Below are 13,394 nucleotides of genomic sequence, written 5' to 3' on the forward strand. Positions count from 1 at the left end.
CGGGGCGGCGCGGCCGGTTCACCCCGCGGGCAGGCCGGCGCCGCGCGCGCCGAGGGTGCGGCGGATCCGGGGCGGGGCGCCGGCGGCGGGCAGGTGCGCCAGGTCGCGCAGCATGGTGTGGGTCTCGCGGGCGGCGCGCAGTCGTTCCGGGTCGAGGTCGGCGGCGACGAGCCCCGGCTCCGTCGGCCCGGCCTCCGCCACCAGCCGCCCGTCCGGCCCCCACACCGCGCTGCCGCCGCAGGTCCGCCAGCCCCCGGTGGTGCCGACGTGGTTGGCCAGCACCGTGTACATGGTGTTGTCGAAGGCCCGGGCCGGGAACCACATCCGGGACTCGTGGTAGCCGTTGCCGACGCTGAACAGGGCGCCGACCAGATAGGCGTGGCAGTCGTCCAGGGCGGCGGCGCGGGCGTGCTCGGGGAAGCCGGAGTCGTAGCAGACGCCGAGCCCGAGCCGCCACCCGTCGAGCTCCACGGTGCAGCCCGCCGTGCCCGCCCGGTAGACGGCCCGCTCCGGCGGAAAGAGGACCTGCTTGTCGTACCGGGCGGCGAGCGCGCCGTCGGTGTCCAGCACGAGCGCCGACACCCGCAGTACCCCCGCCTCGTGCGTGGCCGCGCCCGCGACGGCGACCACGCCGCCGTCCCGGCACGCCTCCGCCAGCGGCGCGAGCCGCGGGTCGTCCGGCTGGACGGCGCACCGCCCGGGGTCGGCGCGGATCAGCTCCGGCTCGTACCCGGTGAGGAACTTCTCCGGCAGGACGACCACCCGCGCCCCGTCCGCCGCCGCCCGCCGCACCATGGCCGCGGCGGTGGCGGTGTTCGCGGCGACGTCCCCGGGGACCGGCGTCGCCTGCGCGGCGGCGACCCGCAGGGGCCGGGACGGGAGCTGATCCGCAGGTTTCACGGAGAGCAACCTACCCCTGCCCCGGTCCGCCCGCCCGCACGGGTGGGAACCGCGGCGCCGGGCGACCGGAATGGGCGGGTTCGCAGGCATTGGCCACCGGCCTTGAACGGGCGATTACCTTCGTTTGCTGTTTCTTGTCCGTTGCTTGTCTACCCGGTGGCGGGCGAGGGCGAAAGGTGGTGCCCGGCACCCGCACGGGGTGCCCGGGCCCCTTCGGGGGCCGGTCGACGGCTTCGCCGTGCCCGCGTGCCGGCACGCGGGCACGGCGAAGCCGTCGACGCCTCTCACCCTTCACTCACCGAGGTGTACCAGCGATGTCTCGTGTCATGCGCATGACGGCCATAGCCGGAGTCGCCGCCCTGTCGGTCCTCACGGCCACGTCCTGCGCCGACGACGGCGACCAGAGGCACACGGCCGCGGCCCCCGCCGCGGGCGCCGCCGCGCCGTCCAGGCCCGCCGCCCAGGGCGACCCCGGCGACAGGGCCGCCGCCAAGAAGGACACCCCCCACTGGAGCTACGAGGGAGCCGAGGGCCCGGCGAACTGGGCCACCCTGGCCGAGGACTTCGAGGCCTGCGAGAAGGGGCGCGAGCAGTCACCCGTCGACCTGGACGAGAACACCGCGGTCGCGGTCGACAAGACCGTCACCGTCGATTACCGGCCGGTGACCGCGGAGCTGGTCAACAACGGCCACACCATCCAGGCCACCGTGTCCCCGGGAAGCCGCATCGTCATCGACGGCACCTCCTACGACCTCAAGCAGTTCCACTTCCACCTCCCCAGCGAGCACACCGAGGAGGGCCGGCACTCCGCCATGGAGATGCACTTCGTGCACGCCGACGCCAAGGGCGGACTCGCCGTCCTCGGCGTGCTGATGGACGAGAAGGCGGGCACGTCCGCCTTCGGGGACCTGTGGCGGCGGCTCCCCGGGAGGGAGGGCGCGACGACGAGGATCACCCGCGCCTTCGACCTGACCGCGTTCCTGCCCGGCGACCGCGACCAGTACCGCTACCAGGGCTCGCTGACGACCCCGCCCTGCACCGAGGGCGTGAAGTGGACCGTCCTGAAGAACCCCGTGCCGGTCTCCCCGGACCAGGTCGCCCGGTACAAGGAGCTGTTCCCGAAGAGCAACCGGCCCGTCCAGCCCCTCAACGACCGCGAACTCGACCTCGCCCGGCAGTGAGCCGGTGAGCCTCGGCCCGGCGGACCGCTCACCGGCACCGCGCCCCTCCCCGCCGCCCCGGCGCCGACGGCTCGTCACCGGCTCCGGCCGCACGACGACGTGCGGGCCGAGGGAGTCGTCCCTCGGCCCGCACGGGGCGGGTCTCCCCGCCCGTCACCGGGCGGGGGTCACCAGGGTCCTGCGACGATCACACCGGCGGGTACGCGTTCTTCAGCAGCTCCTGGAACTGCGCGGAGAACCAGTGCCCGGCCAGCGGGGCGTTCGCCAGGGAGCCCGACATGTTGAAGTTGTTGCGCACGTTGCCGGTGTACGTCGGGTCGCACATCCGGTCGAAGCCCTTGCCCTCGTCGTTGTCGATCTGGCGGCTGGCGCCGTCCGACTCACCCGGGGGCTTGATCCACGCGTAGGCGTCGATCCCCGTGGCCGGGGCCGCCTTCGGCCGCTCGCCGAGGCCGGCGCCGGACTGGTTGCACCAGTTGCCGAGGTGCAGGCGGCGGTCGTAGCGCCCGCCGTCCACGTAGGCGTTGGCATCGGTGCGCGGACCCGGGCCGGTCGGGCGGGCGGTGCCGCCCCAGCCGTTGCGGGAGGTGTCGATGATCACGCCGACGTTGCTGTTGAAGCCGGCGCTGACCGCCTCCTGCCGGAACGCCTGGGCGTACGACAGCTCGTCCGCGTACCGGTTCCAGTCGATCCACTTGGAGGCCTCGCGGACCGGGCGGCCGTTGATCACGTCGTTGACGGTGAAGTTGTTCTCCTTCAACGCGCTGTAGTTGGCCGTGTTGGCGACGAAGCCGTGGACGTTGTCCCGGGTGCTGCCGGAGGCGTTCGCGGCCTGGTAGAGCAACTGGGCGGTCGGGCGGAAGTTGTCGTCCCAGCCGATCCAGCCGTGGTGGCCGATGTCGACGTAGTTGTAGACGTTGCCGATGGCGCCGAACTTCGCCAGGGCGTAGCCCACGCCGTTGACGTAGTTGCCGTTCGCCTTCATCGTGTCGCACTGCGGTGTGGCCGTGGCGCGCGGCGACACGTTGGTGATCAGGTTCGGCAGCGAGTCGATCTCGACGACGTTCACGATCCGCAGGTTCGCGTACTTGCTGTCCCTGAGGATGTTCGCGATCGGGTCGATGAACTCGCTCTTGTACCTGCCGAGCTCCGTGGGCCCGAGCTCGCCGTTGGAGGCGAGGGCGGAGCAGTCGCGGCCGGGCAGGTTGTAGGTCACCATCTGGAAGACCAGCGGCTGGCCGGCGGCCTGCCGCACCGCCTCGTCCAGGTGCGCCCGCAGGCTCCTGGAGGTGGCGGTGCCGTTGATCGCCGCGATCCGGTCCAGCCACACGGCGGTGGGCTGGTTGGCGACCTTGCTGCCGTTCGGTTCCGCGCGGGCCTTCGCGGCCCAGTCCGGGTTCACGTAGACCTTGGCACCCTGGTACGGGTTGTCCACCCGGGCCTGGACGCCGACGTCACTGCCGGAGGCCGAGGAGGTCGCGGCGCCGATGAGGCCGCAGGCCATCGTGAGGGTGGCGGCGGTAGCGGTGAGACCACGGCGAAGGCGCCGGCTCGGCGTCTTGCGTGGGGGGTCGGATCTCACTTGGCTGTGCTCCTTTCAGCGTCCTCACGACGTGGGGGTGTCGGAGGGTGGTGCGCGCGATCGGTGGCACGTGCTGCGGGAGCGCTCCCATATGACATAGGACCGTAGCAGTGGTGTAACGCGGTTGAGAAGGGTCGGTAATGTACGTAGTTCCGGTCTCTGGGTGGCGCCGGGAGCCTGTGGGGCAGGAAAAGTGCTGGTGGGAGTGGTGTGGCAAGGGGAATAAGTCGTTCCGGGATTGTCGCGTGTGCATGCCTCGCGATGTGGGAGCGCTCCCAAACGGATTGTGGCCATCCGCCCACCAGGCGCCCATCCCACCACACCGCCCCTGCTCTGGCCACACCTCGGCGGCGGGTGTTTCGCGGCGCGGCGCGGGCGGGACGGGGGATCCGGCCGCCGGGGGGAGGGAGGGGCGCGGCGCGCGCCGGGGCGGGGTCGGGCGGAACCGGGTGAGGGCCGCGGGGGCCGCGCCCGGGCGATCGGCGCTCGCGGTGGGGGCGTTCGGCGGGCCGGATCCCGGGGGGACCGGTGGCTGGGTTCGATCGGTGTGCGGCAGGTGGCGCTGTGCCCGGCCGGTTCGTGTCCCGGTGGGGCTCGCCGGGGCGGCGGAGGACTGGTCCCCGTGCCGGCCGGCCGTGTCCGCGTCCGCCGGCGACGGTGCGAACGAGCCCTCCGGGCGACGGCCGTCCCGGATGCCCGCCCTGCCGCCGGCGCGCTCCGGGGCCGACCGGATCCTCTCCGGCCCGGCCGGCCCCGCCGCGCCAGGGCGTTCGAGGGTGCCGGGCCGCAGTGGTCAGAGGCGAAGCGGGCCGTAGGTGCCGTCGTGGAAGGTCAGGAGGGTGGGTTCGGCCTCGTACTCCTCGCGGAAGTACCCGCCGTAGCCGGGCTCCTCGACGTGCGGTGCGAGCAGGTCCAGGACGGTGACGAGCTCCCCCAGGTCGTCGTCGAGCCAGTAGTTGCGGCTGAACAGCCCCCAGGAGTGCAGCTCCCCCTCGGCCGAGAAGCCCCGGGGCTGCCGCAGCAGGGTCGCGAACTCCCCTCCGGGCAGGCGGCTGTCCGGGTCGGGGGCGAGCAGGGGGTAGGCGTGCTCCTCCGCCTCCGGCTCCGCCGGGCGCTCCGGGGTCAGGCCCAGGTGCCAGCGCAGGGCGCCAAGCACCGCGTCCGGGGTGTCGTCGCGGAGGAAGCAGGTGAAGACGACCTCGTAGTAGGAGCTCACGGGCGCATTCTGCACGGCGGGACCGACACGGCGGCGGGGGAGGGGGACGCGGCCGCGCTGATTCAGGGGTGGCCGCGACGCTTCACCCCGTGGCGGTGCGTGCCGCGGGCCGCTTCCCCGCCCCGGCCCGCTCCCGTCCCCAGCCACCCGCCGCCCCCCGGGCGCCGGGCGAGGGAGCCGGGCCGGTGGAGGACCGGTGGGCGAGCCGAGCAGAGCCCGAAGCCTCGCCTCCGGGGACGTCACCGCACCCGCCCCGCCCAGGGGGTGTCCGACCGTCCGCGTCGGATCGGCGCGCGGCGCCTCCTCCCGCGGCATCGCAGGGCGGGGGATCTCCCGCGCACCGGGCGTACCTGACGTGATCCGGCAACGCGGCGGGGCACCGTGCCGGGCGCCGCGCGCCCGGCGGGGACGGTCGGACGCCCCCGGGCCGTCCCGGCGCCCGGCCGCCCGTCAGATCATCCGTTTCCCGCCCCCCGCCAGAATGTTCTGCCCCGTCACCCAACGCCCCTGGTGGGACGCCAGGAACACGGCGATGTCCGCGATGTCCTCCGGTTCCCCCACCCGGCCGAGCGGGCTGAGTCCGCCGAGGGCGGTGGCCGTCCCGTCGTCGAGCCAGCCGGTGCTCACCGGGCCGGGGGAGATGATGTTGACGGTGATCCCGGCCGGGCCCATCTCCACGGCCGCCGACCGGCTCAGGCTCTCAAGGGCGTGCTTGGTCGCCCAGTACGACACCTCGTCGGGCGCCCCGGGCGAGGCGTCGCTGCTGATGTTCACCACCCGCCCCCAGTCGGCGCCCCGCGCCAGGTGCCCGCGGTGGAACTCGGCCATCAGCAGGGCGGGCGCCCGTGTGTTGACGGCGTGGTGGGCGTCGAGGGAGGCGGCGGTGAGCGGCCCGCCCTCCCGGCCGAGGGTGCCGCCGGGCTCGGGTGCGAAGGTGTCCGGAACACAGTGCGCGGCGTTGTTGACGAGGATCTCCACCGGGCCGAGCACCTCCTCCACCCGTCCGAGCAGCGCGGCGCAGGAGCCCGGGTCGGCCAGGTCCACCTCGAACAGCTCGGCGCGCACCCCGAGCCGCCGCACCTCGTCGCGGACCTCTGTGCCCGGGGACGCGGTCGCCTCCGCGTACCCGCGGGCCGCGCCCTCGTCGCCGGGTCGGGGCCCCGGCCCGGGCAGGGAGCAGAGGGCGAGCGCGACGCCCTCCCGGGCCAGGGCGCGGGCGATGGCGGCGCCGATGCCGAGAGGGCTGTTGGCCCCGGTGACCAGGGCGGTACGGCCGTGGAGCCGGGTGTCGGGCACGGGTGTCTCCTTTTCACCGGTCGACATGTCGATGAACCAACCGGGAGTCGGCGGGCGGTGGCGGGCGCGGCCGGAGAGGGTGGGGCCGCGGGCCGCTCGGGTCGTCGGCTCCTCGTGGCCGGGACGGCAGCCGCCCCGCCACCGGGCCGGCGCCGAGCGGTCAGGTGGCGAGGTGGCCGGTGTCGCCGAGGACGGCGACCTGGCGGTTGTGGAAGAAGTCGTCCTCGTGCAGCACGGTGATGCTGCCCGAGGGCGCCCGGAAGCTCACGGAGCCCAGCGACTCGTACGGCATCCCGATCCAGGCCGTCACGACGAAGGTCAGCGCGAAGCCGTGGGTCACCACGATCTGGTGCTCGCACGGGCGCCGCAGGATCTCCTCCGTGGCGTCGTGGACGCGCCGCGCGAGGTCCCCCCTGGTCTCGGCGCCCCGCACGCCCTCGTGGTGCCCCATCCGGTCCCCGTCGGCGGGCGGCGGGACGAACCGCCGGTCCAGCCACTCCTGCGGCCTCCCCTCCGCCTCGCCGTACGACTTCTCCCGCAGCCTGCGGTCCAGGACCGGCGCCACGCCGAACAGCCCGGCCACCTCCTCGGCCGTCTCCCGGGCGCGCCGCAGGTCCGAGGAGAACACCTCCACCTCGGCGCCTTCGGGGATCCGGGCCCGCAGCGCCCGGGCGGCCCGGGCCGCCGCGCGCCTGCCCGCGGGGGTGAGCCGGGAGTCGTGCCACCCGCCGACCACCCCCTCCACGTGGTGCGTGGCCTCAGGGTGGGTGACGACGTACACGCTGCGCATTCGGCGGGCGCCTTTCTCGGGACGGGCGGGCGAGCCGCCGGGCGGCGGCCGCGGGGGCACGTGGGGGTCACGCGCGCCGGGGCGGCCCGTCCCGGCGCGCGCCGGGCGCTTTCCGGTCCGGCCGGGCCGGACCCGCGGTCCTCAGCCGCGGGCGCCCGCCGCCATGGCCCGCCGGGCGTGCGGACAGGCGCTCAGGTCCTCGTGCGGGCAGGCCAGCGCGTGCTCGACCAGCCGCAGCGACGCGCGGGCGCCGGCGATGCGGCGGCGCAGCTCGGCGGCCTGGTGCTCCAGGGCGGCCCGGCGGGCGGCGGCGCCGCCGTCCCCGGTGAGCAGGCGGCGGATCTCCGCCAGGCCCAGGCCCGCCTCCTTGGCGCGCAGCACGGCCGCCACCCGGTGCGCGTCACCGGGCCCGTAGCGGCGGCGCCCGCCCGCGTCCCGCCGAGGGGAGAGCAGCCCGACGGACTCCCAGTGGCGCAGCACATGGGCGGGCAGGCCGAACCGGGCCGCCAACTCGCCGATGCCCGTCTCCGCGGGCCGGTCGCTTGACTTCATGTCGACATTAAGTCGCACCGTGGGGATCATGTCCACGCGACCGCAGACCCCGCGCGACCACGCGCACCACGACGCGCCCGACGGCGTCCCGCCCCTCGCCGCCCTGCTCGACGCCGCCGAGGCGGCACCGGGCGCCGCCACCCCGCGGGCCCGCTCCCTCGACCTGCTCGGCCTGCCCCCCGGCGCGCGCGCCGTGGACGCCGGGTGCGGGACGGGCCTGGCCGCCGCCGAACTGGCCGCGCGCGGGGTGCGGGTGACGGGAGTGGACGCCGACCCGCGGATGACCGCCCTGGCGGCGCGGCGCCACCCCGGGGTGCGGTTCCTGACCGGCGACGCCCGCGCGCTGCCGTTCGCCGACGGCGGGCTGGACGGCTACCGGGCGGAGCGGCTGCTGCACGACCTGGCGGACCCGGCCGCCGCGGTGGCCGAGGCGCGGCGGGTGCTGCGGCCCGGCGGGCGGATCGTGCTGCTCGGCCAGGACTGGGACGCCATGGTGGTGGACGCGGACGACGCGGAGCCGACCCGGACCATCGTCCGCGCCCGCGCCGACGCCGTCGCCTGCCCCCGCGCGGCGCGCGCCCACCGCAGACTGCTGCTGGACGCGGGCTTCGGGCAGGTGGTGACCGAGGCCCGGGTCGAGCTGTTCACCGACCCGGCCCCGGCCCTGCCCATGCTGGCGGGGCTCGCGAAGGCGGCGGCGGACGCGGGCGCGGTCACCCGCGCGCGGGCCGGCGCCTGGCTGGACGACCAGCGCGCCCGGGCCCGCCGCGGCGCGCTGCTCGTCGCGGTGCCGGTGTTCGTCGCGGCGGGACGCAAGGAGATGTGACCGCCGGGGCCGCCCGGCTCAGACGCCGACGGCCGTCCTCCGCCGCCCGTCCAGGCGCGCCCGCGCGGCCCGCTCCACCAGGATCGGCACGAAGTCGCGGACCGGGCGGCCCTCGAAGCGGCGGTGGGCGTCGGCGATGGCGCCGTCGATCTCGGCGGGGGTGCGGGTGTCGCGGTAGGCGGTGCGCAGGCGCTGGGCGACCTGGCGGATGGCCTCGGCCTCGTGGTTCTCGGCGCGCATGGGCGTCTCCTCCTGTCCGTTCCGTGGAGTGAGATCTGACGAGGAGTCCAGGGGCAAGCGTGCGCCGCGCGGGTTAAGGAAAGGTGAACACCGTGCGGGGAGGTGTGGGCGGGATGTCCGGATCGCGACGCGCGGCGGACGCGCCGAGGGAGTGTTCGATCTTCTCCGGACCGCCCTGGCAGAATGCTGGCGGGCGTGAGAGGGACTTCTCGGTCCGCCCCTGCGGCGCGCGGCGGAAGTCCGCGAAGCCGCCGGGAAGGAGCAGTGACCTCCATGACCACCCCTGCCACGGGAGCGGTGCCGGACATCGACGCCGCCCTGCTGTCGCCGGTGCGCGCCGCCGTCCCCGTCGAGGCGGAGCTGTCCGACCGGGCGTGGCTCCGGGCGATGCTCGACGCCGAGGCCGCCCTCGCCAGGGCGCAGGCCCGCCTGGGCGCCGTGCCCCCGGCCGCGGCCGCCGCCATCACCTCCGCCGCCCGGGCCGACGCCCTGGACCTGCCGGCCCTGGCCCGCGACGCCCGGGAGTCCGCCGACCCGGTGGCGCCGCTGGTGCGGGGCCTGACCGCGGCCGTCACGGCGGCCGACCCCGGCGCGGCCGAGTACGTGCACCAGGGCGCGACCGGCCAGGACATCCTGGACACGGCGACGATGCTGGTGGCGGCCAGGGCGCTGCGGCTGGTCCGCGCCGACCTCGCCCGCACCGCCGCGGGCCTGGCCGCCCTGGCCGGGCGCTACCGGGACACCCCGATGGCGGGCCGCGCCCTGACCCGGCACGCGGTGCCCACCACGTTCGGCCTGAAGGCGGCGGGCTGGCTCCAGGGCGTGCTCGCCGCGGACGGCAGGCTGGCCGCCCTGGCGCTGCCGGTGCAGCTCGGCGGCGCCGCGGGCACCCTGGCCGGGTACGCGGAGCGGGCCCGCGACGGGCTGCCGGGGCGGCCGGCCACCGCGGAGGAGTACGCGCTGCGGCTCATCGGCGCGTACGCCGCGGAGCTGGGCCTGGCGGAGCCGCTGCTGCCCTGGCACACCGCGCGCGGCCCGGTGGCGGAGCTCGCGGGTGCCCTGGCCGTGACGGGCGGGGCGCTGGGCAAGATCGCGGTGGACGTGCAGTCGCTGACCCGCACCGAGGTCGCCGAGGTGGCCGAGCCCGCGGCGGCGGGGCGCGGCGGCTCGTCGGCGGCGCCGCGCGGGCGCGACCCGGTGCTGGCCACGCTGGTGCGCTCCGCCGCCCTGCAACTGCCCCACCTGGCGGCGTCGGTGACGGCGTGCATGCTGAGCGAGGACGAGCGGTCCGCCGGTGCCTGGCACGCCGAGTGGCAGCCCCTGCGCGAGTGCCTGCGCCTGGCGGGCGGCGCCGCGCACACCGCGGCCGAGCTCGCCGAGGGGCTGACCGCCGACCCGGGCCGGATGCTGCGCAACCTGGACGCCACCGGCGGGGCGGTCGTCACCGAGCGGCTCGCCGCGGTGCTCGCGCCGCGCCTGGGCAGGGCGGAGGCGGGGAAGCTGATGGCCCGCCTGGCCGAGCGGTCGGCGCGGGAGGGCCGCCCGCCCGCCGAGCTGCTCGCCGGGGCGCCGGAGGTGGCCGCGCACGTCGGGGTGAAGGAGCTGGACGGGCTGCTCGACCCGAGGGAGTACCTGGGCGCGGCCGGGCCGCTGGTGGACCGGGCGCTGCGGCACTACCGGGAGCGGGCCGCCGCCCGCTGAGGACGGCGGCGGGGCCGCGGGGAAGGCTCCCCGCGGCCCCGCCCCCTGACGGGTGCCGGCGTGCCCGCCCGGCGCGAGCGCGTCAGGCGCGGCGCGTCACACCGGTCACGCGCAGTACTGGGCCTGCTTGCCGATCACCCGGTACATGCAGTCCGCGTACTCCAGCAGCATCAGCACGGCCTCGCGGTTGCGGCTGGTCTCGCGGTTGATCACCTCGTCCGGCGGGTAGAAACCGCCGCCTGCCGACGAGGACGGGTACATCTCGAAGGTGTAGCCGAAGATCTTCTGGTTGCCCCACAGCCAGTCGTCGATGCTGCCGTCCGTGATGTACAGGTCACTGGACTGCTCGGGGGTGTAGCCGTTGGTGGCGGCCATCCGCTGCCCCAGCGTGGCGAAGGTGTTCCGGTCGTCGGTGGTCAGGCCGGGGGCGGTGTCGTTGTACGTGTAGCCGTACGGCCACAGGATCAGCTCGCTGTAGGTGTGGAAGTCGATGGCGGCCTTGATCTGCTGCTTGCCGCCGACGACGCGGCTGCGCACGAAGTTGGCCACGACCTTCGTCTCGGGCGCCGACTCGGCCGACGGGCCGCGGTAGGTGTCGCTCGAGGGGGAGCCGGAGGAGCCGCCGCAGCAGCCCCACTGGTAGTTCCAGTTGCGGTTCAGGTCGGTGCCGACGTAGGAGGAGCCGGAGTTGGGCTGCCGGTTCTTGCGCCAGCTCCGGTAGGAGCCGGTGGCGATGTCGTACTCGCTGCCGTCCGGGTTCATCGTCGGGACGATCCAGATCTCCCGGCCGTCCACCAGGCCCTTGATCCGGCTGTCCGAGGCGTACTTGGTGGTGAGCTCGCGCACCAGGTAGATCGCCATCTCCACGGTGAGGTGCTCGCGGGCGTGCTGCTGGTGGGTGAACAGCACCTCCGGCTCGCTCTCGTCCGCGGCCACATTGTCGCTGATCTTGATGGCGGTGATGTTGCGGCCGCCGTAGGAGGTGCCGATGACCCGGCTGCTGGCGATGGCCGGGTTGGCGGAGACCAGGCTGTTCAGCACCGAGGTCATCTCGGCGTAGTTGTGGTAGTTCGAGTCGCCGGACGGGAAGTCGAGCACCCCAGCCCCGCCCTCGCCGCCGCGCGCCGGGGGCGCGGGCAGGGCGGTGACGTCGTGGCCGAGCGCACGGACCCGCCGCACCTCGGCGTCGTTCGCGGTGATCACCACCGAGTGGTCGTGCACCTCGTCCACGGCCACGCCCGTGCGGGCTATGCGGGTGCGCTCGGCGGCGGTGTCCGCGCCGGAGACCGTGTACTGGCGGAACGTTTCCCCGGTCGCGGCCGCGTCCGCCGCCAGGGCCCGCGGTGACGGGGGTGAGGCGTCGGCCTGCGCGGCGAACGACGTGAGGGCGAGCGCGAGCAGAGCGGCGGTGACCGTTGCTCGTCTGCCGCGTTTGGCGAGTCGCATGAAGCGTCCTCCGGTTGGTGTCCTCTGGGACGGGTGAGGGCGTGCGGGTGCGCGGGACGATGATGGGTGCCTGGCATGATCGCGTCAAGAGTGCATTCGTGTGCCGGGGGTTCTTCGACCGGATCCGGCCGCCGCGCCCGGGGGCGGGGGAGGGGCGGGGAGGGAGCCTGCGGGCGGTCCACGGTGCGATCGTCCACCGCCCCGCGCCGTGCGGCACCCCGAGCCCGGCGGCACTGCGCCACTGGGGCGACCCCGGCCCGGGCGGGCCTCGCGGAGCCGTTGCCCCCGGCGACCACCCACCGCCCCGGCGCGGGGCCGATCGGGTGGCTCGGGCCATAACCGGGCAACCGGGAGGTTTGGGGGGCACCGCGCGGGTCAGGCGTCCCTCGTAGCCGACTGCCGGGAAGGACACCCCATGGGAACTCTGGCCTTCGCCCTGCTGCTGCCGATAGGGATGCTCGGCATGCTGCTGGCACTGGGGCGCTACGAGGACGGCATGCTGGCGTCCGGATCCGCGTCCGGACGGCGGGGTCAGCACGGCGTGCACCGGCGGGTGCGGCGGTGGGCGTGGCTGCCGCTGCCGCACCGCCGCCAGGAGAAGGAGGCGCGGTGAAAGCCGGAAAGGTGCTCTACAAGCCCGTGGGCATCGCGCTCGGCGCGGCCAGCGGCGCGCTCGCGGGCGTGGTCTTCAAGCAGGTCTGGAAGCAGCTCGGCCACGAGGACGAGGCCCCGGGCCCGACGGACCGGGAGTTCGCCTGGCGCGAGGTGCTGCTCGCCGCCGCGCTCCAGGGCGCGATCTTCGCGGTGATCCGGGCCGCCGTGGAACGCGGGGGCGCGGAGGGCGTGCGCAGGCTCACCGGCTACTGGCCGGGCTGAGGCCGTACGCCCGGGCCACCCCGTTGCTGCCCGAGGGCGGTGCCGTACGCGGCGCCGCCCTCACGCGCGTCCGCCGCCCGGCGCGCTCACCAGCCGGCGGGCCCGGTGAGCTCCCGCACCGCGGGCAGCGCCGCCGCCAGCACGGTCGGGAACCACGCCGAGAACGTCGCCGACGCGCGCAGCCCCGCCAGCTCGCCCGCCGTCACGAACGCCGTCTCCCCGACCTCCTCCGGGTCCGGGCGGGGCGCCGTGGCCGCCAGCCCCACGAACAGGTGGTTGTACTCCTGCTCGACCAGGCCGGACAGCGGGTCGGGGTGGTTGTAGCGCACCGTCCCGGCCTCCCTCAGCAGCGACGGCGCCACCCCCAGCTCCTCGGCGGTGCGCCGGGCCGCGGCCACGAACGGCGGCTCGCCCGGGTACGGGTGCCCGCAGCAGGTGTTCGACCAGACCCCGGGGGAGTGGTACTTGCCCGGCGCGCGGCGCTGGAGCAGCAGCCGGCCCGCGGAGTCGAACAGGAAGACGGAGAACGCCCGGTGCAGCAGGCCCGGGGCCCGGTGCGCGGTGAGCTTCTCTGCGGTGCCGGTGGTGGTGCCCTGCTCGTCGACCAGTTCGAGCAGGATGGTCCCGCCGGTGCCGTCCCGCGGCGGGGCCGCGGGGCCTGCGGGGCGGAGGGGCGAGGGCGTCTCCATCGAGTTCCTTAGCGGGAGGGGGCGCGGTGCACGGCGGGCGCCTGGACCGCGGGCGGTCCTGGTCCGCCTCCCTAGTCTGCATCACCGCCCGCCCCGCCC

The 13,394-nt window shown here is 75.7% G+C and carries 14 protein-coding genes; 5 read left to right on the plus strand and 9 right to left on the minus strand.

Annotation, left to right across the window (positions count from 1 at the left end; translation table 11 throughout):
- Positions 1–18 precede the first annotated feature (18 nt).
- Positions 19–900 (minus strand): carbon-nitrogen hydrolase family protein, encoded by an 882-nt coding sequence (locus tag ACYVO2_RS24900; RefSeq protein ID WP_461010201.1) that lies wholly within the window; start codon positions 898–900, stop codon positions 19–21.
- 314 nt (positions 901–1,214) lie between these two features.
- Between ACYVO2_RS24900 and ACYVO2_RS24905 the strand changes: the two genes are divergently transcribed.
- Entirely contained in the window at positions 1,215–2,081 is an 867-nt protein-coding gene (locus ACYVO2_RS24905) for a carbonic anhydrase (protein WP_461010202.1), read from the plus strand.
- A gap of 187 nt (positions 2,082–2,268) precedes the next feature.
- Here the strand turns inward: ACYVO2_RS24905 and ACYVO2_RS24910 are convergent, their stop codons facing one another.
- The 5 genes from ACYVO2_RS24910 to ACYVO2_RS24930 form a co-directional block, all read right to left on the minus strand.
- The gene (locus ACYVO2_RS24910; protein WP_461010227.1) at positions 2,269–3,585 is read right to left on the minus strand and encodes a glycoside hydrolase family 6 protein; all 1,317 of its coding nucleotides are present in this window, start codon (positions 3,583–3,585) and stop codon (positions 2,269–2,271) included.
- 871 nt (positions 3,586–4,456) lie between these two features.
- The gene (locus ACYVO2_RS24915; RefSeq protein ID WP_461010203.1) at positions 4,457–4,879 is read right to left on the minus strand and encodes a hypothetical protein; all 423 of its coding nucleotides are present in this window, start codon (positions 4,877–4,879) and stop codon (positions 4,457–4,459) included.
- 450 nt (positions 4,880–5,329) lie between these two features.
- Positions 5,330–6,175, minus strand: coding sequence for an SDR family NAD(P)-dependent oxidoreductase (locus ACYVO2_RS24920; RefSeq protein WP_461010204.1), 846 nt, complete (start codon positions 6,173–6,175; stop codon positions 5,330–5,332).
- Positions 6,176–6,335: 160 nt separating this feature from the next.
- The gene (locus tag ACYVO2_RS24925) at positions 6,336–6,965 is read right to left on the minus strand and encodes a histidine phosphatase family protein (protein WP_461010205.1); all 630 of its coding nucleotides are present in this window, start codon (positions 6,963–6,965) and stop codon (positions 6,336–6,338) included.
- Positions 6,966–7,106: 141 nt separating this feature from the next.
- Entirely contained in the window at positions 7,107–7,517 is a 411-nt protein-coding gene (locus ACYVO2_RS24930) for a MerR family transcriptional regulator (protein ID WP_461010206.1), read from the minus strand.
- A 28-nt stretch (positions 7,518–7,545) separates the two neighbouring features.
- On the opposite strand from ACYVO2_RS24930, the gene ACYVO2_RS24935 reads away from it, so the two are divergent.
- Positions 7,546–8,343: a methyltransferase domain-containing protein gene (locus ACYVO2_RS24935; RefSeq protein ID WP_461010207.1), complete on the plus strand. Its 798-nt coding sequence runs from the start codon at positions 7,546–7,548 to the stop codon at positions 8,341–8,343.
- Positions 8,344–8,361: 18 nt separating this feature from the next.
- Here ACYVO2_RS24935 and ACYVO2_RS24940 read toward each other — a convergent pair whose 3' ends face one another.
- Entirely contained in the window at positions 8,362–8,583 is a 222-nt protein-coding gene (locus tag ACYVO2_RS24940; RefSeq protein WP_461010208.1) for a three-helix bundle dimerization domain-containing protein, read from the minus strand.
- Between the two features lie 273 nt (positions 8,584–8,856).
- On the opposite strand from ACYVO2_RS24940, the gene ACYVO2_RS24945 reads away from it, so the two are divergent.
- A complete protein-coding gene (locus ACYVO2_RS24945; RefSeq protein ID WP_461010209.1) occupies positions 8,857–10,284 on the plus strand; it encodes a nitrosuccinate lyase in 1,428 nt (475 codons plus the stop codon).
- Between the two features lie 105 nt (positions 10,285–10,389).
- Here ACYVO2_RS24945 and ACYVO2_RS24950 read toward each other — a convergent pair whose 3' ends face one another.
- Positions 10,390–11,730 carry a M14 family metallopeptidase gene (locus tag ACYVO2_RS24950; protein ID WP_461010210.1) on the minus strand — a complete coding sequence of 447 codons (1,341 nt, stop codon included), beginning with the start codon at positions 11,728–11,730 and terminating at the stop codon, positions 10,390–10,392.
- Positions 11,731–12,145: 415 nt separating this feature from the next.
- On the opposite strand from ACYVO2_RS24950, the gene ACYVO2_RS24955 reads away from it, so the two are divergent.
- Positions 12,146–12,343, plus strand: coding sequence for a hypothetical protein (locus ACYVO2_RS24955; RefSeq protein WP_461010211.1), 198 nt, complete (start codon positions 12,146–12,148; stop codon positions 12,341–12,343).
- Positions 12,340–12,606: a DUF4235 domain-containing protein gene (locus ACYVO2_RS24960; RefSeq protein WP_461010212.1), complete on the plus strand. Its 267-nt coding sequence runs from the start codon at positions 12,340–12,342 to the stop codon at positions 12,604–12,606. Before ACYVO2_RS24955 ends, ACYVO2_RS24960 begins: the two co-directional genes overlap by 4 nt.
- A gap of 86 nt (positions 12,607–12,692) precedes the next feature.
- On the opposite strand, the gene idi is transcribed toward ACYVO2_RS24960, so the two are convergent.
- The gene (gene idi, locus ACYVO2_RS24965; RefSeq protein WP_461010213.1) at positions 12,693–13,295 is read right to left on the minus strand and encodes an isopentenyl-diphosphate Delta-isomerase; all 603 of its coding nucleotides are present in this window, start codon (positions 13,293–13,295) and stop codon (positions 12,693–12,695) included.
- Positions 13,296–13,394 lie beyond the last annotated feature (99 nt).

This window comes from Streptomyces capparidis, from assembly GCF_054782095.1.

Excerpts from the sequence above, each read along its gene's own strand:
- ACYVO2_RS24905 (WP_461010202.1), top strand. The coding sequence starts at position 1,215 with ATGTCTCGTGTCATGCGCATGACGGCCATAGCCGGAGTCGCCGCCCTG.
- ACYVO2_RS24910 (WP_461010227.1), bottom strand. The coding sequence starts at position 3,585 with ATGGCCTGCGGCCTCATCGGCGCCGCGACCTCCTCGGCCTCCGGCAGT.
- ACYVO2_RS24925 (WP_461010205.1), bottom strand. The coding sequence starts at position 6,965 with ATGCGCAGCGTGTACGTCGTCACCCACCCTGAGGCCACGCACCACGTG.
- ACYVO2_RS24930 (WP_461010206.1), bottom strand. The coding sequence starts at position 7,517 with ATGAAGTCAAGCGACCGGCCCGCGGAGACGGGCATCGGCGAGTTGGCG.
- ACYVO2_RS24935 (WP_461010207.1), top strand. The coding sequence starts at position 7,546 with ATGTCCACGCGACCGCAGACCCCGCGCGACCACGCGCACCACGACGCG.
- ACYVO2_RS24940 (WP_461010208.1), bottom strand. The coding sequence starts at position 8,583 with ATGCGCGCCGAGAACCACGAGGCCGAGGCCATCCGCCAGGTCGCCCAG.
- ACYVO2_RS24945 (WP_461010209.1), top strand. The coding sequence starts at position 8,857 with ATGACCACCCCTGCCACGGGAGCGGTGCCGGACATCGACGCCGCCCTG.
- ACYVO2_RS24950 (WP_461010210.1), bottom strand. The coding sequence starts at position 11,730 with ATGCGACTCGCCAAACGCGGCAGACGAGCAACGGTCACCGCCGCTCTG.
- ACYVO2_RS24955 (WP_461010211.1), top strand. The coding sequence starts at position 12,146 with ATGGGAACTCTGGCCTTCGCCCTGCTGCTGCCGATAGGGATGCTCGGC.
- idi (WP_461010213.1), bottom strand. The coding sequence starts at position 13,295 with ATGGAGACGCCCTCGCCCCTCCGCCCCGCAGGCCCCGCGGCCCCGCCG.